The sequence below is a fragment of the Aeromonas sp. S11(2024) genome (genome assembly GCF_041402345.1).
GTDB lineage: Bacteria > Pseudomonadota > Gammaproteobacteria > Enterobacterales > Aeromonadaceae > Aeromonas > Aeromonas veronii.
Genome location: NZ_JBGLRC010000005.1, coordinates 164939 through 188033 on the forward strand (window position 1 = coordinate 164939; position 23095 = coordinate 188033).

Consider the following 23095-nt stretch of genomic DNA (forward strand, 5'->3'; position numbering starts at 1 on the left):
GTGGCTGTTCGGGCCGTGAATAGTGGTGAGCGCCCATAAAAAACGCCTCCACAAGGGAGGCGTTGTCGATAGCTGGTTATCAGGCCGCGTGATGGTAAGCGGAGGCTTCAAACAGCTTCTTGTTGGCCACCAGATCGATGGGGTCAAAATCATCGACGTTGATGGTGCGCAGGCGACTTACCTCGGCGCGGCGCAGCAGATCGGCTTCGCTCTGGGTCAGTACACCAGCGGCCAGGCCGATGTCGGCCACCTTGTCCAGCGCCATGAAGGGACGCTTGATACCATCGCTCTTGCAGACTTTCTCGAACAGCGGCTCGGCGGCCAGCACGTCATCGAGCGCCTGCTCCAGCAGACCGAAGGGGTTGCCTTCTTCGCGAGTCAGGTATTGGCCCTTGGCCAGGCGGCTGCGGGTCTCGCTCGGGGTTTGCAGCAGACGGGCCACTTGCTGGTCCAGCTTGTCGCACGGACGGTTCAGGTCACGACCCAGCGGAAGCACCACGGCGCGCAGGGCAAGGCCAATCCAGCGGTTCGGGAAGTTGCGCAGCAGCTCGTCGATCGCCTCTTGTGCCTTGAACATGGCATCTTGCAGTGCCCAGTGCAGCAGCGGCAGGTCGGCCTGCTGGCGTCCCTCGTCCTGATAGCGCTTGAGGGCGCTGGAGGCGAGATAGAGCTGGCTCAGCACGTCGCCAAGACGGGCTGAGACCCGCTCCTTGCGTTTGAGCTCGCCACCCAGGGTGCCCATCGCCATGTCTGACAGGAACGCCAGGTTGGCCGAGAGGCGGGAGAGCTGCTGGTAGTAGCCCTTGGTCTGATCCTTGTACGGTGCAGAAGCAAAGCGGGCGCCGGTGATACCGAGCCAGAAGCTGCGCACTAGGTTGCTGATGGCAAAGCCGACGTGGCTGAATACCGCCTTGTCGAAATCCTTCAGCGCCTGCTCCTTGTCGGGGTGGCTGGCGGCCAGCATCTCCGGCAGTACATACGGGTGGCAGCGGATAGCGCCCTGACCATAGATGATCATGCTGCGGGTCAGGATGTTGGCCCCTTCCACCGTAACGGCGATGGGGGCACCCTGATAGCCACGGGCCAGATAGTTGTTGGGGCCCATGCAGATGGCCTTGCCACCGTGGATGTCCATGGCATCGATGATGCACTTCTGAGCACGGTCGGTGAGGTGGTATTTGACGATGGCGGAGATGACCGAGGGCTTCTCGCCAAGGTCGATACCGGTCACGGTCAGGTTGGCTGCAGCGCCCATGATGTAGGCGTTGCCACCGATGCGGGCCAGCGGCTCTTCAATCCCTTCCATCTTGCCGATGGGCAGCTTGAACTGGCGACGGATGCGGCTGTAGGCACCGCTCGCCAGGGCCAGCATCTTGACGCCACCTGTGCTGTTGGAGGGCAAGGTGATGCCGCGACCGACCGACAGACACTCGACCAGCATGCGCCAGCCCTGACCGGCCATGGCCGGGCCACCGATGATGAAATCGAGCGGGACGAACACATCCTTGCCCTGGGTCGGGCCGTTCTGGAACGGCACGTTGAGCGGGAAGTGGCGACGGCCAATGCCGACCCCCTTGATGTGAGTGGGAATGAGGGCGCAGGTGATGCCGAGCTCTTCCTCTTCACCCAGCAGGTGCTCGGGGTCACGCAGTTTGAAGGCGAGACCCAAGACGGTAGCGATAGGGGCGAGCGTGATGTAGCGCTTGTTCCAGGTGAGGCGCATACCGAGCACCTCTTTGCCTTCCCACTCGCCCTTGCAGACGATACCGAAGTCGGGGATGGAGCCGGCATCAGAACCCGCTTCCGGGCTGGTCAGGGCGAAGCAGGGGATCTCTTTACCTACCGCCAGGCGGGGCAGGTAGTAATCTTTCTGCTCGTCAGTGCCATAGTGTTGCAGCAGTTCGCCCGGGCCCAGCGAGTTGGGTACGCCAACGGTGGAGGCGAGCACGGCGCTGGCACCGCACAGCTTTTGCAGGACACAGGACTGGGCGTAGGCCGAGAACTCCAGACCGCCATATTTCTTCTTGATGATCATGGCGAAGAACTTGTTGTCCTTCAGGTATTGCCACACCTCGGGGGAGAGGTCCGCGCGCTCGTGGGTCACTTCCCAGTCGCTCACCATGCGGCATACTTCCTCGACCGGGCCATCCATAAAGGCCTGCTCTTCGGCAGAGAGGGTGCTGACCGGAATGGCGTGCAGCTTTTTCCAGTCCGGGTTGCCCGCGAACAAATCGGCTTCCCACCAGGTGGTGCCCGCTTCGATAGCCTCTTTCTCGGTGCGGGACATCTCTGGCATGATCGATTTGTAGATCTTGAACAGCGGCTTGGTTATTTGATTGCGGCGAAATTCCACCAGATTGAGCGGGATGGCGATCACCGCGAACAGCGCCCATACCAGCAAGGGCACATGACCATAGAGGGCGCCAAGCACCAGGGCGGCGCCGGTGACCAGGGTGGAGATGAACAGGGATGCCCGGCGATAGGCCAGGGCTCCGATAACCAGGATCACCCCGAGCAGAGTGAGGGTCGTCGTCATTGCTTGCTCCTTGCGTGTATAAATGTGCCAACGTGGTGTAACTCATCCAGAGGTCTGACCTGTTGGATATGGCCCCTGTTGTAATTCATACGCACAAAGTTATCAAGCTGTTTACATCTTCATTACCTTCTCTCTGTGATCCCCATAACGCTCACGCGCCGCCAGCGCTGTGGCTCGCAGGGGGGCGACTGTGCGATTCGCTTGTGCGAGAATAGCCGCGATCTACACGCACACTAAAAACAGTGGAAGAGACATCATGTACCAAGAATTGATCCGCAATGAACTGACCGAAGCTGCCAGCGTGCTGCAGGCCTTCCTGGCTGATGAGCAGAACCTGAAAAACATCGAAGCGGCCGCCAAACTGCTGGCAGACTCTTTCAAAGAAGAGGGCAAGGTGCTCTCCTGTGGCAACGGTGGTTCCCACTGTGACGCCATGCACTTTGCCGAAGAGCTGACCGGTCGTTACCGCGAGAACCGCCCGGGTTATGCCGGTATCGCCATCTCCGATCCGAGCCACCTCTCCTGCGTCTCCAACGACTTTGGCTATGACTATGTCTTCTCTCGCTACGTAGAAGCGGTCGGCCGTCGTGGCGACGTGCTGCTTGGCATCTCTACCAGCGGCAACTCCGGCAATATCCTGAAAGCCATCGAGGCGGCCCGCGCCAAAGGGATGAAAGTGATCGCCCTGACCGGCAAGGATGGCGGCAAGATGGCAGGTCTGGCGGATGTCGAGATCCGGGTTCCGCACTTTGGCTATGCCGACCGTATTCAGGAAGTGCACATCAAGGTGATCCACATCCTGATCCAGCTGGTCGAAAAAGAGATGGCCAAGTAATCAGGCCATCGTCACCAGACAAGGGCAACGCCGGAAGCATGCTTCGCCATCTGCCGGTTGTTGCCAGTCACAGGGGAAGGGATTGCGCCTTCCCCTGCTGTCTGTCGAACCAGCGTGCTGGTCGAACATGACACAAGCCAAATCATGAAAGGAGTCTGCCGGATATGTGCGAACTGCTCGGCATGAGTGCCAATGTGCCGACCGATATCTGCTTCAGCTTTACCGGGTTGATGCTGCGCGGCGGCAAGACCGGGCCCCACAAGGATGGCTGGGGGATCACCTTCTACGAGGGGAAGGGCTTTCGCACCTTCAAGGATCCCGAGCCCAGCGCCCAATCTCCCATCGCCAGACTGGTACAGGCGCTGCCCATCAAGAGCTGCGCTGTGGTCAGCCACATTCGGCAGGCCAACCGTGGCTGCGTGTCACTAGAAAATACCCACCCCTTTACCCGTGAGCTGTGGGGCCGTTACTGGACCTTCGCCCACAACGGTCAGCTGACCGGCTACAAGAAGCTGCCAACCGGCCGCCACCGGCCGGTGGGGGATACCGACAGCGAACACGCCTTCTGCTGGCTGCTCGATCGGCTGGAGCAAAAATATCCCAAGCGTCCAGCCAACTTTCCCGCCATGTTTCGTTATCTCGCCACCTTGTGTGACGAGCTCAGAGCGTTCGGGGTATTCAACATGCTGCTCTCGGACGGGGAGTATGTGATGAGCTACTGCACCAACAACCTGCACTGGCTGACCCGCTGTGCGCCCTTTGGCGAGGCTAGTTTGCTGGATGAGGAGGTGGTGATCGACTTTCAAAGGGAGACCACCCCCAACGATGTGGTCACCCTGATCACTACCCGTCCGCTGACCGGCAATGAGAATTGGGTCAAAATGGCGCCCGGTGAATTCAATCTGTTTCGCATGGGGGAGCGGGTGGCGACCAACCAGGTCGCGCTTGAGCAAGATAAAAAAATACCAGGGTAGATACCTACCCTGGTTCTTCGCAGCAGCCATAAAAGGCAAAAGGGATGAGAGGTGTTGCTGAGCATCATCACTCTGATGGCATTGAGTGTTGATCAATTGTTAATTGGTGGCAATCAAGTTGTTGTCTTGACGGGCGTTTCAGCATCGCTATTTCGATACTGATCACATTTTTTGCCACTTTATTCCCTGAGCCATCCAATCTGGTGCTTCATCACAGCCTGGTCGTGAGCCACGACATCGAAAACTATCTATAGTATGGTCTGTTTGAATACCGTTCTGGAGGAGCCTCGCATGGAGTGGGTGGATCGCAAGGTGTTGCAGCAGCTGGCAGAGGATATCGGTCCGGATATGCTGCCCGTGGTCATCGCAGTTTTTATTGAAGAGGTGGGCGAGCAGCTGAGTCAGCTCAGACCCCTCTATGAACAGGGAGAGTGGGAGGCGCTGGCTCGGGTGGCGCACAGCATGAAATCATCCTGTGGCAGCTATGGCGCCATGCCGAGTTATCAGCAGGTGATGGCGCTGGAGATGGCCAGCAAGCAGGCCGATGTGGCCGAGGCAGAGCGCCAGTTGCAACAGCTGGAGGCCTCCTTGCCCCAGGTGCTAGCGTTTCTTGCCGATTATCAGTAACGGCGCCATGCAGGGATGCCGGGGCGCTGTGACCGTTGCCTAACGCTGGTTGAGCAGTTGCTGGATGATCCGGTCCAGCGCCAGTTTCAGCTTCAACCGATCGTGCCGATGGGGCAGCTCAAGCTCGCCCAGCTCGGCTTCGATCACACGCCCTTGCCAGTCCCCCGCATCACCCGCGCCCTGTGGGGCCAGGATGGCATCCAGCCGACCCTGGCCGACCCGGGATTCCAGCCAGCGACATTGACTCATCAGATCCAGCTGACTGGCAGGGCCGTTTTCCGCCACCAGATTGCAGACGAAAACCAGCATGGCGCTGCTCTCGTTGATGGCCTGGGCGATCTCGGCCAGCAGCAGTGGCGGCATGATGGAGGTGAGAAAACTGCCCGGCCCCAGAATGATCATGTCCGCCTGCTGCAGTGCCAGCACCGCTTCCCGGGTCGCTTGCACCTCCGGCATCAGGCCGAGGGATAGGGGCGGTGTTGCCAGTTGATCGATGGATACCTCTCCCAGGATCTGGGTGCCACACTCCATATGGGCGCAGAGATCGGTGGGAAATTCAGACATGGGTAGCAATTGTGACTCGATTTTGAGCATGTCACTGATCAGCTTGATAGCATCAAGAGGACGGACACAGAGATTATCGAGCGCCAGCAGCATCAGGTTGCCAAGGTTGTGGCCCGCCAGCTCGCCTTTGCCGGCGAAGCGGTATTCGAACAACAGGCTGCCGATACTGGGATCGGTCACCAGCTGGTTCAGGCAGTTGCGCAGATCGCCCCAGGCGATGCACTCCTGACTCTTGCGCAGGCGTCCGGTCGAGCCGCCATCATCTGTGGTGGTGACGATGCCGGTGAGCCGTTGACCGAGAAACGAGAGGGACGAAAGCACTCGTCCCATGCCGTGGCCACCACCGATGGCAACGACCCGATCGAAGTCATTGATGTTTTTTTGCCACATATGGGCGTCCTGTTATTGGTCTCAGTTGACCGCTATGTTAGCAAGCGAAGCGAGATAATTGTTTGATAAAGGTATGATTTTTGCTTGAGGCTGCCATTCGATAAAACAAGGAGATGGTGTTGAAATTTCTGACCGTTCACTCCCTCGCCCAGGATTCATCGCTGGCGGCCCAAGATATCTGCGCGCAGCTACGCCACCATGCCGATCAGGCCCCCTCCCTGCTGTTACTCTATTTTACCCAAGCCCATGAGGGGGCGATACTGCGCGACGCGCTCAAACGCCAGTTCCCGACGACCCGCCTGCTTGGGTGCAGCTCTTGCGGTGGTGTCATGACCGAGATGGGACACCACGCCCGAGACGGATATGGGCTGGCCGTTGCTGCCCTGTACGATGAGAAAGGGGCATTCGGGGTAGCCGGTGCCAGCGGTGACGGGGTGGATGTGCGGCAGTTGCTGCGCCGAGCCATGAGCGATTGTGGTCGACCGGGCGAGCTGCCCCAGCTGATCCTGTTTCATGCCAGTCCCGGCAAGGAGGAGGGGCTGCTGGCCGGAATCGAGGCAGAACTCGGTGCCTCGGTGCCGGTGGTCGGTGGATCCGCGGCAGATAGCAGTGTCAGCGATGACTGGCAGCTCTGCTGGGATGAGGCGGTGAGTCAGGATGGCATCGGTCTGGCGGTGCTCTATCCCGATTGCCAGCTGGCTTTTCAGTTTCACTCCGGTTATGTGCCTGCCGAATTCAGTGGCGAGATCACAGCCTGCAACGGGCGGGAGGTACTCACCATCGATCACCAGCCTGCTGCCGAGGTCTATGCCCGCTGGTGCGGTCGCGAGCAGCCCTGGCCGGTGGGGGCGATTTTGCGGGAGACCACGCTCACCCCGCTGGCTCGTCAGGTGGGAGCGCTGGATGGCATTCCTTACTACAAACTCTCCCATCCTGAAGCTGTGACCGAACAGGGCGGGCTACGCCTCTTTACCGATGTGGTGCAAGGGGAGCGTCTGCTGTTGATGTACAGCAGTCAGGAAGGGTTGCTGCAGCGCAGCCTCAATGCCATGCGCGTCGAGCCAGGGTATGGGGTCGATGTGGAATTGCAGCCTATCGGCGCTCTCATCATCTTTTGTGCTGGTTGTCGTTTGGCGCTAGGTGATATGTTGTGCCAATTTGTCGAGCAGAGCCAGGCTCGCCTCGGCAAGATCCCCTTTATCACCCCCTTTACCTTCGGCGAGCAGGGGCGGCTGCCCAATGGCGAGCTGGCCCACGGCAACCTGATGGTATCGAGCGTGATTTTCCTGACCCGTTGAGTCGGCAGAACATAACAGAGCAGGCAACAAGATGATTGGCAACAGTGAACTGGAAGCCCTCGGCGACAAATTGCAGACCACGCTGGTCGACCTTATGCGTTGCCGCGAGCGCGAGGCCAAGTATCGTCACGAGTCCCAGACTCTGCTGGGGGGGGTTGCCACCCTCGCCGATGCCAAGACGCTGGAGCAGGTGCTGGAGAGCCTTATCCAGGTGCTCAAACCCTTTATCGGCTTTGAGCACGCTGATGTGGTGGCTTGGGAAGGGGAGTTGGGGAGTACCCACCTCAGTACCGAGCCAATGCTATCAGCCCGCGGTTGGCGCATGACCCCGGCATTTGCCCGCGCCATCTCGGGTGAAACCCTGGTGATTTACGATCCCGCCCAGCTCCCTGAGCTGGCGCCGCTGGCGAGTGAGCCGGGCTGGGCCAGCGTGATGCTGACCGGGCTGCAGGCCCCCGGTTTTACCGCCACCCTCATCTGCCGCCACGCTCGGGCGGGCACCTTCGATCTCACCAGCAAGGCCGCCATGGAGCGTTGCCGTCCTCTTATCGCCCAGGCGCTGGTCAACATCACCTATCGGGCCCGGTTGCAGGAGCAGGTCGCGGTAAAAACCGAGGCGCTGCAGGCCAGCGAACGCCGTTTTCGCAGCTTCGCCGCCATGGCTTCGGACTGGTTCTGGGAAACAGATGCCGAGCATCGCCTTAGTTACGCCTCAGAGCCGGGTTATCTGGATGAGATGACCCCGCAGGCGACCCGGCCGACCCTCTATGACTACGTCTGCAACAAGCAGAGCTGCGATGCCCAGAAATACCTGCAGCTTTTGGCGCTGCGCCGGCCGGTGCGAGGGGTGCGGATGCAGGTCGCGCTGCAACACGGCCCCTGCTGGATGGAGGTGAGCGCCGAGCCCTGCTTTGACCATGATGGCCTGTTTATTGGTTATCGCGGCACAGCCCGGGATATCAGCAACCAGATCCGCCGGGAAGAGGAGCTGGCGCGGGCACGTGATGAGGCTGAAGCGGCCAACCGTGCCAAGTCCCAGTTTCTGGCCATGATGACCCACGAGATCCGTTCGCCCATGAATGCGGTGTTGGGGATGCTCGATCTGGTGCAGCATGCCGAGCTGGCGCCGGAGCAACAGAGCCTGCTGCGTCATGCCACCCACTCGGCCAGATTGCTGCAAACCATCATCGACGACGTGCTCGATTTTTCGAAAATCGAGTCGCAAACCCTGGTCTTTCACTGCGAGACCCTGCAACCCGTCCAGCTTTGCCAATCTCTGGTCGAGCCGCTGCAAGCTCGCGCGACCGCCAAGGGGATCGCGCTGGTTTATCGGGTCGATGAGTCTGTGCCCCGGGAGTTGCAGGGTGATCCGATGCGTTTGTCACAGGTGATGGGCAATCTGCTGGACAACGCCCTCAAGTTTACCGAGCAGGGGCAGGTGACACTGCACCTGGGTTGGCAGGATGAGAAGCTGCTTATCTCGGTCTCCGACACCGGGATCGGGATCGCCGATGCGGATCAGGCGCTGCTGTTTGAGCCCTTCTCCCAGGTCGATAACTCGGCCACCCGGCGTTTTTCCGGTACCGGCCTCGGTCTTGCCATCAGCAAGCGTCTGGTGACGCTTATGGGGGGAGAGATCCACCTGAAGAGCGAGCCGGGCAAGGGAAGCTGTTTCTGGTTCGAACTGCCTGGCATGGCGTTGCCTTGCCATAGCCAGCCGCAGCGGGAGGAGGGGGCTTCGGCACTGCTGCCACTGGATGTGCTGGTGGTGGAGGACAGCCCGGTGAACCAGTTGGTGGTGTCGCTGATGCTGCAAAAACTGGTGGGCAAGGTACGGCTGGCGGCCAATGGTCTGGAGGCGCTGGCGCAGGTGGATGAGCAGCTCCCGGATCTGATCCTGATGGATATGCGGATGCCCCTGATGGACGGACTGGAAGCCACCCGGCGCTTGCGTGAGTTGGGATGTACTATGCCTATCGTCGCCCTGACGGCCAATGCGATGGCGGAGGACAAGGCATGCTGTCTGGCGCAGGGGATGGATGACTTTCTTGCCAAGCCCATCACCTTGTCACGGCTGAGAGAGTGTTTGCAGCGTCATTTTGGTCAGCGGTTGCCGACGCGCGGATAAAAAAAATGGTCAACTTTGTGGGTTGACCAGTTCTTCAGCAAATACTGAAGAGAGCACGGGATAAATCGGGTTGTATCAATCTACATGAAAAATCTGTGCCAACTTTTTCAGGACTCTTTTGTGTTCAATTTTGGCCGTTTAGCGCAGCGGCTCTCTCTTGTTATGGTGTTTTGCGTTCCTACTTACTCGCAAAATGCGAATTTCACATTTTCATTGTTGGAATAATTGCATTTTGCAATGCTGTTTTTGTCATTGTGAAATCAGGCGATGCAGAAATTTACGGGCCGCTTCGCTGTTTTGTTTGGCAATCAGCATCTGCTTTTCATAAATCGGCATCGGCAATATCTCGAGCCAGCGTTGGCAGAGCCAGGCGGCATCTTCAAAGCGCTTGTCCGGATAGAGCTCATCAAGCTCCGGATACTGCTCGAACACTTCCCGCAGGCGATTGACCAGCAGCTTGTCGTTGAAATCTGAGTGGGTGCTCGGCCAGTTGGGCAGCATCTCCACCTTGGCCCGGCGCAGGCCCATCTCGTCTGTTTCCATCTCGTGGATACAGAAGCGCTCCAGTCCCAGCACCGTCACACCCAGCAGGCCATCATTGAGGGTGTAGAAGTCAGTCACCTTGACCCGGGTGCCCACCGGCAGAATGCGGCCGGATTGTCCCGAGGTGGTCGACTCTTCCATCACGATGCCAAAGCCCTGATCGTTGATGAATGACTCCTTGAGCATCTGCAGGTGGCGTGGCTCGAACAGACGCAGAGGAAGCTTGCCGCCCGGCAGTATGTGGGAAGGCAAGGGGAACAGTGCCAAAGGTTGTAGTTTCATGTTCCATCCTCCATTGAGTAGTTGCTGAATATGACAATGCAGCGACTGTGCCAGAGAATGAAAAAAGCCACCGGAGGGTGGCTTTCGGGCGGTTGAGGGCGCTTAGTTGCGCTGCTCCAGATACATGACAGCCGCTTCCACGCGGCTTTGCGCCTCGAGTTTCTTCAGCAGGCTCTTCACGTGAACCTTGACCGTTCCCTCGGAGATATGGAGTACCGAGGCGACCTGTTTGTTGGAGAGGCCTTTTGCAATTTCGCGCAGGATTTGCATTTCGCGACGCGTTAAGCTTTCCAGCTTCTGCTGCAGGTGATCCAGCTCGTAGATGTTTTCGAGATAGGGGCGCAGCGGTTCGCTCAGGATCTGCTTGCCGGTCATCACGTCGGCCAGCTGGGCAAGCAGCAGATCAGGCTCGGTATCCTTGAGCAGGTAGCCGTCGGCACCGGCCTTGAGCAAAGCCACCACATCCTGACGGGCATCGGAGACGGTGAGGATCACCACCCGGGAGGTGATCTCTTCGGCCCGCAGCGCCTTGAGGGTATCGAGGCCGGAGAGCCCCTTCATGTTGAGGTCGAGCAGGATCAGGTCCGGCTCGGACTCTTTGGCCAGCGCCACGGCATCTGTGCCGTTGGAGGCTTCACCGGTCACCTCCATGTTCTCTTCCAGAGCCAGCAACTGCACAATCCCTTTGCGCATGAGGGGATGGTCATCTACGACCAGAACTGTGTATTTCATCTCGTCCATCAGGCGTCTCTCGCTAGACTGGTGGGAAAGGTCAGATGCACGCAGGTGCCTTGTGGTTGCTGCTCATTGATGGTCAGCAGACCGTGCAGTTTGCTGGCGCGCTCGTTCATGATGCTCAACCCGTAATGGTTGATCGCCGAGCTGGCGAGTCCGATCCCGACACCGTCATCTGAAATCTGAACCTCAATGTTACCACTGGCGAGGGTCTCACAGCTAACATCAATCACTTGCGCGTTGGCATGTTTGATGGCATTGAGCACTGCCTCACGGATCAGCTGCAAAATGTGGATATGCTGGCCCGCCTCCAGGTCGTTGTCGGCCAGTCCGTAATGGAACCGGATTTCGGCCTGGGTCTGAGGTTGCAGTTGATCAAGCATGACGCGGATCGCTTCCCCCAGATTGGCATCGCCAATGGTGAGACGGAAGGTACCGAGCAGTTCGCGCAACTGGGTATAGGCATTGCTAAGCCCCTCGTCGATCTGCTGCATCGCCTCCTGCGCCTTGTCATGCTGCCCCTTGGCGTAAGAGCGCTTGAGCAGGGTGGACTGGATCTTGAGATAGGAGAGGGCCTGCGCCAGCGAGTCGTGCAGCTCCCGGGCGATCACAGCCCGCTCCTCCATCAGCAGCAGTCGTTGCTGTTGCAGCAGGGTCTGGTCTTTGTGCAGCACCTGAGCCAGCAGCATGGTGAAGTTCTTGATCAACCGCTCATCGATGGGGTGCTGGCTGATGATGTCGAGGCGGCCGAACTCCTGCTCATCCATCTGCAGATAAAAGCTGGCCACCGCATCGAGATCGCCGGGCCAGCCGGTGCGCCCCGAGATGTAGACCGGCATGGCGTTGTGCTCGAAGCGGGTCAGCCGGATATGGTCGATATGCTGGTGGGCGGCAGCGCGGTCCAGCAGTTTGATGAGGGTACGGGTACTGAGCGGGGCGGCGTGCAGCTTCTGGGCGGTCGAGTAGAGAAACGAGAGTGTGTCGTTGGCCTGTTGCAGCTTGGCGGTTTTCTCTTCCACCTTGTTTTCCAGCTCCCGATAGAGCTTACCCAGCTCGTCCGCCATGGTGACGAAGGCGCGCGACAGCTCCCCCAGCTCGTTTTCGCCGTGGGCGGGCAGCTTAAGATCGAAATCCTGCCGTTGGATCTGGCGGGCGCAGTAGACCAGTTGGTTGAGGGGGGCGACCACCTGCTGGCGGGTGAAGCGCACAGTGAACCAGGCGATGGTGATGATGGCCAGCAGGCCGAGCCCCTCCGCAAGCGCCAGCATCCGCACCTTGAATTCCACGTGGTACTGCATCTGATTGACGAAATTGTCGATGGCCGCCACAAACTGCTCGGTGTTATCGGTGTACCGTCTGGGGGTGCGATCCTCGATGTGCTGGCGCATTACCTGCCACTGGCCGAGCACCTCGCCATAGGTGCGACGCAGGGAGGCAGGAGTGATCCAGCGCTGGGTCTCCTGCAGCTCTTCGGCGTGCAGGGTCTCTTCAAACTGGGAGAGACGCCCCAGCACGCTGTCGCCCCGCTCGATTTCGTAGGCCATCCGGTAGGCCTGCATCCGCAGCGAACCGGAGAGGTTGATCGCCTTGGCATCGGGTACCGAGTAGAAGAGGGTGACCATGGCGACCAGCGCGATCAGGCTGGCCATGAAGAGGATCAACACCATGGCGCGGCCAATGGCACTGCTGACCGAATGGACCCTGAACCGTTTTCCCATACTGATGCGCACCTCTGAATAGTGATAAGGACCCCGCAAGATGCGTGGGAGTGTACTCCAACTTGTGTTAGCATCGAAAAACTAGATGAACTCCGAGCGGTTTTGCCTAAGTCCTAGCGATAGGGGGAAACCAGCCGTCAGCCGACGTTCGAGCTGTAAGGGTCAGGAAAGAAATGCCCTGGCCTCCCGTATTTGGAAAGGTGTTTATGTTGCCACTTGAAGATGGTTTTTCCCGTCGTTTTTACTATTTGCGTCTGTCGGTGACCGACGTGTGCAATTTCCGTTGCACCTATTGTTTGCCTGACGGTTATCGCCCCCCGGAAGGCCACAAAACGGGGCGTCAACCCTTTCTCTCGATTGACGAGATCCGCCGCGTGGTCAGCGGTTTTGCCGCCATGGGCACCCGCAAGGTGCGCATCACGGGGGGCGAGCCCTCCCTGCGCCGCGATTTCACCGAGATCGTCAAGGTGATTGCCACCACCCCGGGTATCGAGAAGGTCGCCATGACCACCAACGGCTATCGCCTCAAGGAGCGGGCCCAGGAGTGGTTTGATGCCGGACTCAACGCGCTGAATGTCAGTGTCGACAGTCTCGACCCGCGCCAGTTTCACCAGATCACCGGTGAGAACAAGCTGGCCGAGGTGATGGAGGGGATCGAAGCAGCACTGGCCGCCGGTTTCAAATCGGTGAAGATCAATGCTGTGCTGCTCAAGGGGCTCAACGACTACCAGCTTGATGCCTTTCTGGGCTGGATCAGGTACAAGCCCATCGAGCTGCGCTTTATCGAGCTGATGCAGACCGGCGAGATGGATACCCTGTTTCGTGACCACCATGTCAGCGGCGAGCAGATCAAACAGCGCTTGCTGGAGAGCGGCTGGGTGCAGCAGTTGCGGGGCACGGATGACGGTCCGGCGCAGGTCTTTATGCACCCCGATTCGCAAGGTGGGGTGGGGCTCATCATGCCCTACAGCAAGGATTTCTGTGCCGGTTGCAACCGGCTGCGGGTCTCCTCGCTGGGGAAGCTGCATCTGTGCCTGTTTGGCGACAACGGCATCGACCTGCGGGAGCTGCTCGGCGCAGATGGGCAATCTGATGAGCTGCAACAGCGCATTCGCGCGGCACTGGCGGGCAAGAGTGCCACCCATCGTCTCCATGAGGGCAATGCCGGCATCACCCCTCATCTCGCCTCGATCGGCGGATAACCGCAAAAAATCGCCAACGATTAAATAGCAATCCTCACATGGAGGTATTTTAACCGATACCTCCATTTTTATTGCGCTGCAAGGCTTTGATCTGGCGCAAGAATCCCCCCTGTTTATCTCCCTGGTGGTATATCCCTTACCTTGTCAGGGCCGCAATATACACCCACTCTTATAATTGGTATCAAGAATGCCAATCATGGACTCGCACTGTCCCCTTTTTCACCAGAACAGGAGTCAACATGCCGGATGAGATCGATCTTGCCCGCCGCGGCCTGTTCCGGGGGCGGCTGAGAACTGCCGAACCGCCGGTGCAGTTGCCCTGGTCAGTCAACTGGTCGGCATTTGTCGCCGACTGCACCCGCTGCGGGGACTGTCTGGCCGCCTGTCCGGAGCAGATCCTGGTGAATGGCGAGGGCGGTTTTCCGGTGGTCGATTTCCAGCGTGGCGAATGCACCTTCTGCACCGAGTGCGTCACTGTCTGCAAGGCGCCGCTGTTTCGCCCGACCAGCGAGTCCCCCTGGCACTATAAGGCCCATATCGAGGCCAACTGTCTGGCCAATGGTCAGGTGTTCTGCCAACGCTGTCAGGACAGCTGCGAGCCCAATGCCATTCGTTTTATTCCGGTGCTGGGGCGTGTGCCCACTCCGACGGTCGAGCCGGATCGCTGTAATGGCTGCGGCGCCTGCGTGCAGGATTGTCCGGTTGGCAGCATCAAGGTCGACGAGCGAGCCGCCCCATCCGGTGGTACGAGCCAGCCCGCCCTCAAGCAGGAGTCAGAATGAGTCAGAAGCCGTGTGACACAGAAGCCACAATGGATCAGGAGTTCCATGTATCGAGTCTGGTGGTGCTGACCCAGCCCCCCTTGCGCCATCAGCTCGCCGAGCAGATTGGCGCCCTTGAAGGGGCCGAGATCCACGCCGTCAGTGACGAGGGCAAGCTGGTCGTGACCCTGGAAGGTCCGAGCCAGCGGCCGATCATGGCGGCCATTGATGCGATACAGGCGATGCCGGGTGTGCTCTCTGCCGCCCTGATTTACCACCAGTTCGATGAACTGGGCGGTCACTGAAAAGAGTGATGGGATGCCGGGCGTGCCCTCTGCCGCTGATGGCAGGCTCCCGTTCGACAGATTCGACAACTATTACGCGATAAGCAATGTGAGGATATGCCATGAAGCTGAGTCGACGCGACTTTATGAAGGCCAACGCGGTGGCAGCTGCCGCTGCCGTGGCCGGTGTCAGTGCCCCCACGCTGGCAGCCAATCTCATCACCAGTACCGACAAGACGGCCATCCATTGGGATAAGGCTCCCTGCCGCTTCTGCGGTACCGGCTGCTCCGTGCTGGTGGGCTCTCAGGATGGTCGGGTCGTGGCGACTCAGGGTGACCCCGATGCGCCGGTCAACCGTGGCCTCAACTGCATCAAGGGCTACTTCCTCTCCAAGATCATGTATGGCCAGGATCGCCTCACCCAGCCGATGCTGCGGATGAAGAACGGCCAGTTCGACAAGGATGGCGACTTCGCCCCCATCAGCTGGGATCAGGCGTTCGACATCATGGCCGAGAAGTTCAAGGCGACCCTGAAAGAGAAGGGGCCGACAGCTGTCGGCATGTTCGGCTCCGGCCAGTGGACCGTCTGGGAAGGTTACGCCGCCGCCAAGCTGATGAAGGCCGGTTTCCGCTCCAACAACATCGACCCCAACGCCCGTCACTGCATGGCCTCCGCGGTCGTCGGCTTTATGCGTACCTTCGGTATGGATGAGCCGATGGGCTGCTATGACGATATCGAGCAGGCCGACGCCTTCGTGCTGTGGGGCTCCAACATGGCCGAGATGCACCCCATCCTCTGGTCGCGGATGTCCGATCGCCGTCTCTCCAACCCGGATGTGCAGGTGCACGTGCTCTCGACCTTCGAGCACCGCAGCTTCGAGCTGGCGGACAACGGCATGGTGTTCACCCCGCAGACCGATCTGGCGATCCTCAACTATGTCGCCAACTACATCATCCAGAATGACAAGGTGAACTGGGACTTCGTCAACAAGCACACCGTGTTCAAGAAGGGGGCCACCGACATCGGTTATGGCCTGCGCCCGACCGATCCGCTGCAGCAGAAAGCGAAGAACCCGGACAGCGGCGATGCCACGCCGATGACCTTCGAGGAGTTTGCCAAGTTCGTGGCGGATTACGATGTGGAGTCTGTCTCCAAGCTCTCCGGCGTCTCAAAAGAGAAGCTGGAAAAGCTGGCCAAGCTCTATGCCGACCCGAGCAAGAAGGTGGTCTCTTACTGGACCATGGGCTTCAACCAGCATACCCGTGGCGTCTGGGCCAACAACCTCTGCTACAACATCCACCTGCTGACCGGCAAGATCTCCGAGCCGGGTAATGGTCCTTTCTCACTGACCGGCCAGCCCTCTGCCTGTGGCACCGCGCGTGAAGTGGGTACCTTTGCCCACCGTCTGCCTGCCGACATGGTGGTGACCGAGCCCAAGCACCGCGCCATTGCCGAGCAGATCTGGAAACTGCCGGAGGGGACCATTCCCGACAAGGTGGGTTTCCACGCCGTGCTGCAGGATCGCATGCTCAAAGATGGCAAGCTCAACGCCTACTGGGTGATGTGTAACAACAACATGCAGGCTGGCCCCAACATGAATACCGATCGCCTGCCTGGCTATCGCGATCCGCGCAACTTCATCGTGGTCTCTGACCCTTACCCGACCGTCACTGCCCAGGCCGCTGACCTCATTCTGCCCACCGCCATGTGGGTGGAGAAAGAGGGGGCCTACGGCAACGCCGAGCGCCGCACCCAGTTCTGGCACCAGCAGGTGAAAGCGCCGGAAGGGGCCAAGTCAGACCTGTGGCAGCTGATGGAGTTCTCCAAGCGCTTCAAGGTTGAGGAAGTGTGGCCGGCTGAGCTGATTGCCAAGATGCCGGAAGTGAAGGGCAAAACCCTGTTCGACGTGCTCTATGCCAACGGTCAGGTCAACCAGTTCCCGAAAGAGCAGAGCAAAGGTCTGCTGAACGACGAGGCCGAGCACTTCGGGTTCTACGTCCAGAAAGGGTTGTTCGAAGAGTACGCCACCTTCGGTCGTGGCCACGGTCACGATCTGGCGCCGTTCGATCAGTACCACGAAGCGCGTGGTCTGCGCTGGCCTGTGGTGGATGGCAAAGAGACCCTGTGGCGATATCGCGAAGGGTTTGACCCCTATGTGAAAGCGGGCGAGGGGGTGCGTTTCTATGGCAAACCCGATGGCAAGGCGGTCATCTTCGCCCTGCCGTTTGAGCCCGCCGCCGAGTCGCCCGATAAAGAGTACGATCTGTGGCTCTCCACCGGCCGCGTGCTGGAGCATTGGCACACCGGCACCATGACCCGTCGGGTACCCGAGCTTTATCGCGCCTTCCCGGATGCGGTGCTCTTCATGCACCCTGACGATGCCAAGGCTCGCGGTGTGCGCCGTGGCGAAGAGGTGATCGTCTCCTCCCGCCGTGGTGAGGTGAAAACCCGGGTCGAGACCCGTGGTCGCAACCGTCCGCCGAAAGGACTGGTCTTCATGCCCTTCTTTGATGCGAGCCAGCTGGTCAACAAGCTGACCCTGGACGCCACCGATCCGCTCTCGAAAGAGACCGATTACAAGAAGTGCGCCGTCAAGGTGATGAAGGCTTAAGGCGGGGGAGTGCGAGATGAGTCGTAGTCGTCGCCAGTTTCTGGCCGACATGGCCAAGGGGGCCTGCGGTGTGGGCCTGCTTGGCGTGGGGCTCGGTGGCGTGGCCCGCCAGCAGGCACAAGCTGTGCCTGCCCAGGCGCTGCGTCCGCCCGCCGCTCTCGATGAAGCAGACTTCCTCAGCGCTTGCGTGCGTTGCGGGCTCTGCGTCGAGGCGTGCCCCTACGACACCCTCAAGCTCGCCCGGCTGTTTGACCCTGTGACCACTGGCACTCCCTATTTCAAGGCGCGTGCCGTGCCCTGCGAGATGTGTGATGACATTCCTTGCGTGGTGGCCTGTCCGAGCGGGGCGCTGGATCAGCAGATGACCGACATCGATCAGGCCCGGATGGGGGTAGCAGTGCTCATCGATCACGAGACCTGTCTCAACTATCTGGGGCTGCGCTGCGATGTCTGTTATCGGGTCTGCCCGTTGATTGACAAGGCGATCACTCTTGAGCTGCAGCATAACCAGCGTACCGGCAAACACGCCATGTTCCTGCCCACGGTACACAGCGATATCTGTACCGGCTGTGGCAAGTGCGAGCATGCCTGCGTGCTGGAGGAAGCGGCCATCAAGGTGGTGCCACGCCAGCTCGCCAAAGGTGAGCTGGGTCATCACTACCGGCTCGGCTGGGAAGAGAAGGCCAAGGCGGGGAACAAGTCGCTCATCGGCGACAGGCTCACCCTGCCCACCCGTAAACCGGAGGGGTTATGAGTCGTTATCCGGGGGAAGAGGCTCGCATCAAGCTGGGTTGGTGGCGTTCCCACCGCTTCCTGCTGCTGCGTCGGCTGAGTCAGTTCAGCGTGCTCGCGCTGTTTATGCTGGGGCCGCTGGCGGGTATTTGGATCCTCAAGGGCAACCTCTCCAGCTCGCTGTTGCTGGAAACAATGCCGCTGACCGATCCCCTCACGCTGCTGCAGTCGCTGGCGGCGGGTCACTGGCCCATCACCACCCTCTGGCTAGGGGCTGCCATTGTGCTGGCCGGCTACTGGCTGGTTGGGGGACGAGTGTTCTGCTCCTGGGTCTGTCCGGTCAACCTCATCACGGATGCGGCGGCCTGGCTCCGGGGGCGCCTTGGCCTCAAGGGCAATGGCCAGTTCAGCCGTGCGACCCGCTACTGGCTGCTGGCCATGGTGCTGGTGGTGCCAGCGGTGGTCGGGGTGATGGCGTGGGAGTTGGTCAATCCTGTGTCGCTGGCCATGCGCGGTCTGTTGTTTGGCATGGGGGCGGGCTGGGCCCTGCTTGCAGCGCTGTTCCTGTTCGATCTTTTCGTGGTTGAGCGGGGTTGGTGCGGTCATCTCTGTCCGGTGGGGGCCTTCTATGCTCTGGTCAACCGGGTCGGATTTATCAAGATTTCTGCCAAGGGGCGCGAGCGGTGCAACAACTGCATGGATTGTTATGCGGTTTGCCCAGAGCGTCCCATCCTGCGCGGGCCTGTTCACGGTGCCAAGCGCGGTCACGGGCCCTTGATTGCGGCTCAGGAGTGTACCAACTGTGGCCGCTGCATCGATGTCTGCGCGGAACAAGTTTTTGAAATCACTGTAGGTTTTGCCGTCAAGGCAGAAAAAACGTCGGAGAACAAATAATGAAAAAGCTGATTGGAGCAATGCTGGCCTGCCTGATGGCGGGATCCTTGATGGCAGCGGCCCCCGAGATCACCAACAGTACCGGTGGCCTCAAGTCCGAGCGGGGCGCCATCGATCTGGTGACCGATGCCACTGCCGCGCCCCTGAAAAACTTCCGCAAGGATGGCGCGCCCTACGATCGCCAGTACATGCATCAGCCGCCGCTGATCCCCCACGACATTCGCAACTATGAGGTAGATACCAAGGTCAACAAGTGCCTGGCTTGCCACAGCTTCAAGAATGCCAGCGCCATGAAGGCCCCCAAGATCAGCCCGACTCACTTCGAGACCCGCGACGGCCTGACCCTGGGTGAAGTGTCGCCGCGTCGCTACTTCTGCCTGCAGTGCCATGTACCGCAAGCGGATGCCAAGCCGCTGGTGGAAAATACCTTTAAACCGGTTGAAGCGCTGAACTGAGGAATCCATAGATGAAATTACCCGGCTTTATCCAGCGTCTGTGGACCACCTTCAAGTCACCATCGAAGGCGGCTCTCTGGGTCATCCTGCTGATGGGCTTCTTCGGTGGCGTGATTTTCTGGGGTGGCTTCAACACCGCCATGGAAGCATCCAACACCGAGGCCTTCTGCACCAGCTGTCACGAGATGAAGGACAACGTGTTCGAGGAGTATCGCGATACCATCCACTACGCCAACCGCTCCGGTGTGCGGGCCAGCTGCCCGGATTGTCACGTACCCCATGAGTGGACCTACAAGATCATCCGCAAAGTGCAGGCTTCCAAGGAGCTGTGGGGCATGATCACCGGCAAGGTGGATACCCGCGAGAAGTTCGAGTCACACCGGCGCGAGATGGCGGAGCGGGAGTGGCAGCGGATGAAAGAGACTGATTCGCGCGAGTGCCGCAACTGCCACAACTTCGAGTACATGGACTTCTCCCTGCAGGGGCAGCGTGCCGCCAAGATGCACTCTACCAATCTGGCCAGTGGTGAAAGTACCTGCATCGACTGTCACAAGGGGATAGCTCACCAGCTGCCCGACATGACCGGGGTGAAAGGGTTCTGATCCTGCGACGACAGGCCGGGTTTGCCCGGCCTGCGTTTTGTTCATATATGGGACAAGCATCAGATTTGTGTGTCTTTTAAATCCCATATCTCGTGAAACCTTTGATAGAATCAGCCCGCCGTCACACGCTTGAGCAAGTTGGTCACCCCTGTCTGCGTCCGTTTTTGCGCCCTGACAGCTGGCCTCTCATACCCCTTCTCTTCCTGCCTCGTTGACGGCCCATAGCCACAAGGAGCTGCCCGATGGGACAGAAACACAACGCATTTATTCCCCTCAAGATCGCCGTGCTGACGGTCTCCGACAGCCGCACTGCCGCCGATGACAGCTCGGGCGACTATCTGGTCTCGGCCCTTACCGACGCGGGCCATCAGCTGGCCGATCGGGCACTCTGCCCGGACAACCTGTTTCGCATCCGCGCGCGGGTGAGCGAGTGGATCGCCGATGAGGGGGTGCAGGTGGTACTGATTAACGGCGGTACCGGCTTCAACGAACAGAACCGGGTGCCGGAAGCGGTCGGTGTGCTGTTCGAGCGCACCGTACAGGGTTTTGGCGAGATGTTCCGTCAACTCTCTTTTGCCGAGATTAAAGGCTCCGCCATGCAGAGCCGTGCGCTGGCGGGACTCGCCAATCGCACCCTGATCTGCTGCCTGCCCGGCTCCACCGGCGCCTGTCAGCTGGGTTGGGAGCAACTGATCCGCGATCAGCTCGATGCCCGCACCAAGCCGTGCAACTTTGTCTCCCACCTCTGAGAGCAAACGATGAACCAGACCGATCCCAAGCAGACCCAGCCCAACCTGACGCATCTTAACCAGAGCGGCGAAGCCCATATGGTGGATGTGACCGACAAGCAGGTGACCGAGCGCGAAGCCCGCGCCGAGGCGTTTGTTGTCATGGCCCCCGAGACGCTGGCGCTGATCCTGAGCGGCCAGCACCACAAGGGTGACGTGTTCGCCACCGCCCGCATCGCCGGTATCATGGCTGCCAAGAAGACCTCTGATCTGATCCCCCTCTGCCATCCGCTGGCCTTGACCAAAGTCGAGGTGGAGATAGTGCCGCTGGCCGAGCAGAATCGGGTGCATATCCGCACCCTCTGCAAGCTCTCAGGCAAGACCGGGGTGGAGATGGAGGCGCTGACGGCAGCGTCGGTAGCGGCGCTGACCATCTACGACATGTGCAAGGCGGTGCAAAAGGACATGGTGATCGAACAGGTGCGGTTGGTTGAGAAAAAGGGCGGCAAGTCCGGCCATTTTCAGCTGGGGTCAAATAGCGGGGAGCAAGCATGATCAAGGTACTGTTTTTTGCGCAAGTAAGAGAGCTGATTGCCTGTGATGAACTGAGCCTGCCGTGCGACTATGCCACTGCGGAGCAACTGCGTGCGGCGCTCTGTGAACGCGGCGACAAGTGGGCACTCGCCCTCGAGTCAGGCAAACTGCTGGTGGCGGTCAACCAGACCCTGGTGCCTCTCGATACCCCCATCAACGATGGCGATGAGGTGGCCTTCTTCCCGCCGGTGACCGGAGGTTAAGGATGAGCGAGATAATGACCGTGGATCGCACCACTGAGCTGTGCGGTGGTGACGAAGTGGCCTTCTTCACTTTCTCTCCATTAACGACCGGAGGCTGAGCCATGAACGACGTAGCCATTACAGACCGCATTCTGGTGCAGCGTGAGGATTTCTCGCTGGCGGACGAATATGCCCGCCTCGCCACCCGCCCCGATAGTGGCGCCATCGTCACCTTCGTTGGCAAGGTTCGCGACTTCAATCAGGGGGAAGAGGTGAAGGGGTTGGCCCTCGAGCACTACCCCGGTATGACCGAGAAGGCGCTGGCCGATATCGTGCAGGAGGCACGTCGCCGCTGGCCGCTGCAGGAGTGTACCCTCATTCATCGTATCGGCGAGTTGTGGCTTGGCGATCAAATCGTGCTGGTGGCGGTGAGCAGTGCCCACCGCGACGCCGCCTTTGACGCCTGTCACTTCATCATGGATTTCTTGAAAACCCGGGCGCCGTTCTGGAAAAAAGAGCTGACCGCCGAGGGTGTGCAACGCTGGGTCGAGGCGCTTGATCGCGACAACGCCGCTGCTGCCCGCTGGCAAGCCTGACCTGTTCATCACGAGGGGCACAGGTTCAACGGGAACCACGGCCCCGCCAAGGGGCGCGGATGTGCGGGCCCCATCAGGAGAAAGGGAATGAAACCGCTGTTATCTGTTGTCATCGCCGGCGTCTGCGCCGCCACCTTGCATACCGGTGCCGTGCAGGCCGATGAAGTAAAAGTGGCCGTGGCGGCCAACTTCAAGGGCACCATAGAGCGTATCGGCAAGGAGTTCACCGCCAAGACCGGCCACACTCTGGCAATCTCGTCTGCCGCCACCGGCGTGCTCTACACCCAGATCAGTCACGGCGCACCGTTCGATCTCTTCCTCTCCGCCGATGCGGCGACCCCCGAGAAGCTGGAAAAAGAGGGCATGGGGAGCGATCGCTTCACGTACGCCATCGGCCAGCTGGGGTTGTGGAAGAAGGGGGGGCCGGCCCCTGACGAGGCGACCCTGCGCAGCTGGAAAGGCAACCTTGCCATCGCCAATGCCCGCACTGCTCCCTATGGTGCTGCCGCCATGGCGACCCTCACCCATCTCAAGATCGATCCCAAGCAGTACCGGTTGCTGACCGGCGCCAACATCGGCCAGACCTGGCAATTTGTCGACACCGGCAATGCTGAGCTGGGCTTTGTCGCCTGGGCCAATCTGGTTGAGGCGGGCAAGACTGGTGAAGCCTGGGCAGTGCCAGCGAGCTTCTATCCTCCCATCGAGCAGCAGGGGCTGGTATTGAAGAAAGGTGCCGCGGTCGAGGCGCTGGTCGCCTGGCTCAAGGGGCCGGGTCAGGCGCAGATCAAGGCAGCGGGTTATGCCTTGCCCCAATAAGGGGATG

General features: G+C 59.9%; 23 protein-coding genes and 1 riboswitch. Of the genes, 18 read left to right on the plus strand and 5 right to left on the minus strand.

Annotated features, from left to right (window positions below):
* Positions 1-79: 79 nt before the first annotated feature.
* The gene (gene fadE / locus ACB040_RS06815; protein ID WP_338771904.1) at positions 80-2536 is read right to left on the minus strand and encodes an acyl-CoA dehydrogenase FadE; all 2457 of its coding nucleotides are present in this window, start codon (positions 2534-2536) and stop codon (positions 80-82) included.
* 256 nt (positions 2537-2792) lie between these two features.
* Here fadE and lpcA point away from each other — a divergent pair, with 256 nt between their 5' ends.
* From lpcA to ACB040_RS06830, 3 genes are all read left to right on the plus strand, one after another.
* Positions 2793-3371: a D-sedoheptulose 7-phosphate isomerase gene (gene lpcA / locus ACB040_RS06820; protein ID WP_005334485.1), complete on the plus strand. Its 579-nt coding sequence runs from the start codon at positions 2793-2795 to the stop codon at positions 3369-3371.
* Positions 3372-3535: 164 nt separating this feature from the next.
* Positions 3536-4345 carry a class II glutamine amidotransferase gene (locus ACB040_RS06825; RefSeq protein ID WP_236562085.1) on the plus strand — a complete coding sequence of 270 codons (810 nt, stop codon included), beginning with the start codon at positions 3536-3538 and terminating at the stop codon, positions 4343-4345.
* Between the two features lie 291 nt (positions 4346-4636).
* On the plus strand, positions 4637-4972 hold the full coding sequence (locus tag ACB040_RS06830; protein ID WP_371153724.1) for an Hpt domain-containing protein: 336 nt from the start codon (positions 4637-4639) through the stop codon (positions 4970-4972).
* 39 nt (positions 4973-5011) lie between these two features.
* On the opposite strand, the gene yvcK is transcribed toward ACB040_RS06830, so the two are convergent.
* Positions 5012-5926, minus strand: coding sequence for a uridine diphosphate-N-acetylglucosamine-binding protein YvcK (yvcK, locus tag ACB040_RS06835; protein ID WP_005334480.1), 915 nt, complete (start codon positions 5924-5926; stop codon positions 5012-5014).
* A gap of 113 nt (positions 5927-6039) precedes the next feature.
* Between yvcK and ACB040_RS06840 the strand changes: the two genes are divergently transcribed.
* The gene (locus ACB040_RS06840; protein ID WP_371153726.1) at positions 6040-7224 is read left to right on the plus strand and encodes an FIST signal transduction protein; all 1185 of its coding nucleotides are present in this window, start codon (positions 6040-6042) and stop codon (positions 7222-7224) included.
* A 31-nt stretch (positions 7225-7255) separates the two neighbouring features.
* The gene (locus ACB040_RS06845) at positions 7256-9352 is read left to right on the plus strand and encodes an ATP-binding protein (RefSeq protein ID WP_371153728.1); all 2097 of its coding nucleotides are present in this window, start codon (positions 7256-7258) and stop codon (positions 9350-9352) included.
* 249 nt (positions 9353-9601) lie between these two features.
* Here ACB040_RS06845 and ACB040_RS06850 read toward each other — a convergent pair whose 3' ends face one another.
* The 3 genes from ACB040_RS06850 to narQ form a co-directional block, all read right to left on the minus strand.
* The gene (locus tag ACB040_RS06850; protein ID WP_005334473.1) at positions 9602-10177 is read right to left on the minus strand and encodes an LON peptidase substrate-binding domain-containing protein; all 576 of its coding nucleotides are present in this window, start codon (positions 10175-10177) and stop codon (positions 9602-9604) included.
* Positions 10178-10279: 102 nt separating this feature from the next.
* Entirely contained in the window at positions 10280-10918 is a 639-nt protein-coding gene (gene narL, locus ACB040_RS06855) for a two-component system response regulator NarL (RefSeq protein WP_005334471.1), read from the minus strand.
* Positions 10918-12630: a nitrate/nitrite two-component system sensor histidine kinase NarQ gene (gene narQ, locus ACB040_RS06860; RefSeq protein ID WP_005334468.1), complete on the minus strand. Its 1713-nt coding sequence runs from the start codon at positions 12628-12630 to the stop codon at positions 10918-10920. The genes narL and narQ overlap by 1 nt, the downstream gene beginning before the upstream one ends.
* A gap of 78 nt (positions 12631-12708) precedes the next feature.
* A riboswitch (molybdenum cofactor riboswitch) is annotated at positions 12709-12849 on the plus strand.
* On the opposite strand from narQ, the gene moaA reads away from it, so the two are divergent.
* The 13 genes from moaA to modA all read left to right on the plus strand — a co-directional run bounded on the left by moaA (position 12837) and on the right by modA (position 23088).
* Entirely contained in the window at positions 12837-13832 is a 996-nt protein-coding gene (gene moaA, locus ACB040_RS06865) for a GTP 3',8-cyclase MoaA (protein WP_338771892.1), read from the plus strand. It overlaps the preceding riboswitch by 13 nt.
* Before the next feature lie 239 nt (positions 13833-14071).
* Positions 14072-14614 (plus strand): ferredoxin-type protein NapF, encoded by a 543-nt coding sequence (gene napF, locus ACB040_RS06870; protein WP_204420482.1) that lies wholly within the window; start codon positions 14072-14074, stop codon positions 14612-14614.
* Between the two features lie 29 nt (positions 14615-14643).
* Positions 14644-14898, plus strand: coding sequence for a chaperone NapD (locus ACB040_RS06875; RefSeq protein WP_031227438.1), 255 nt, complete (start codon positions 14644-14646; stop codon positions 14896-14898).
* Positions 14899-14999: 101 nt separating this feature from the next.
* Positions 15000-17489: a nitrate reductase catalytic subunit NapA gene (gene napA, locus ACB040_RS06880; RefSeq protein ID WP_064336553.1), complete on the plus strand. Its 2490-nt coding sequence runs from the start codon at positions 15000-15002 to the stop codon at positions 17487-17489.
* Positions 17490-17505: 16 nt separating this feature from the next.
* On the plus strand, positions 17506-18243 hold the full coding sequence (gene napG / locus ACB040_RS06885) for a ferredoxin-type protein NapG (RefSeq protein WP_118853579.1): 738 nt from the start codon (positions 17506-17508) through the stop codon (positions 18241-18243).
* Entirely contained in the window at positions 18240-19115 is an 876-nt protein-coding gene (gene napH, locus ACB040_RS06890; RefSeq protein ID WP_371153733.1) for a quinol dehydrogenase ferredoxin subunit NapH, read from the plus strand. Before napG ends, napH begins: the two co-directional genes overlap by 4 nt.
* On the plus strand, positions 19115-19570 hold the full coding sequence (locus ACB040_RS06895; protein WP_371153735.1) for a nitrate reductase cytochrome c-type subunit: 456 nt from the start codon (positions 19115-19117) through the stop codon (positions 19568-19570). The genes napH and ACB040_RS06895 overlap by 1 nt, the downstream gene beginning before the upstream one ends.
* An 11-nt stretch (positions 19571-19581) precedes the next feature.
* Positions 19582-20172: a cytochrome c3 family protein gene (locus ACB040_RS06900; RefSeq protein WP_005353459.1), complete on the plus strand. Its 591-nt coding sequence runs from the start codon at positions 19582-19584 to the stop codon at positions 20170-20172.
* A 242-nt stretch (positions 20173-20414) separates the two neighbouring features.
* Entirely contained in the window at positions 20415-20921 is a 507-nt protein-coding gene (gene moaB / locus ACB040_RS06905; RefSeq protein WP_005344126.1) for a molybdenum cofactor biosynthesis protein B, read from the plus strand.
* A 9-nt stretch (positions 20922-20930) separates the two neighbouring features.
* Complete coding sequence (gene moaC / locus ACB040_RS06910; protein WP_371153738.1) at positions 20931-21455, plus strand: cyclic pyranopterin monophosphate synthase MoaC; 525 nt, start codon at positions 20931-20933, stop codon at positions 21453-21455.
* Entirely contained in the window at positions 21452-21697 is a 246-nt protein-coding gene (moaD, locus tag ACB040_RS06915; protein WP_371153740.1) for a molybdopterin synthase sulfur carrier subunit, read from the plus strand. Before moaC ends, moaD begins: the two co-directional genes overlap by 4 nt.
* Before the next feature lie 101 nt (positions 21698-21798).
* Complete coding sequence (gene moaE, locus ACB040_RS06920) at positions 21799-22272, plus strand: molybdopterin synthase catalytic subunit MoaE (RefSeq protein ID WP_368175126.1); 474 nt, start codon at positions 21799-21801, stop codon at positions 22270-22272.
* A gap of 87 nt (positions 22273-22359) precedes the next feature.
* Positions 22360-23088, plus strand: coding sequence for a molybdate ABC transporter substrate-binding protein (modA, locus tag ACB040_RS06925; protein ID WP_088869494.1), 729 nt, complete (start codon positions 22360-22362; stop codon positions 23086-23088).
* The last annotated feature ends 7 nt before the right edge of the window (positions 23089-23095 follow it).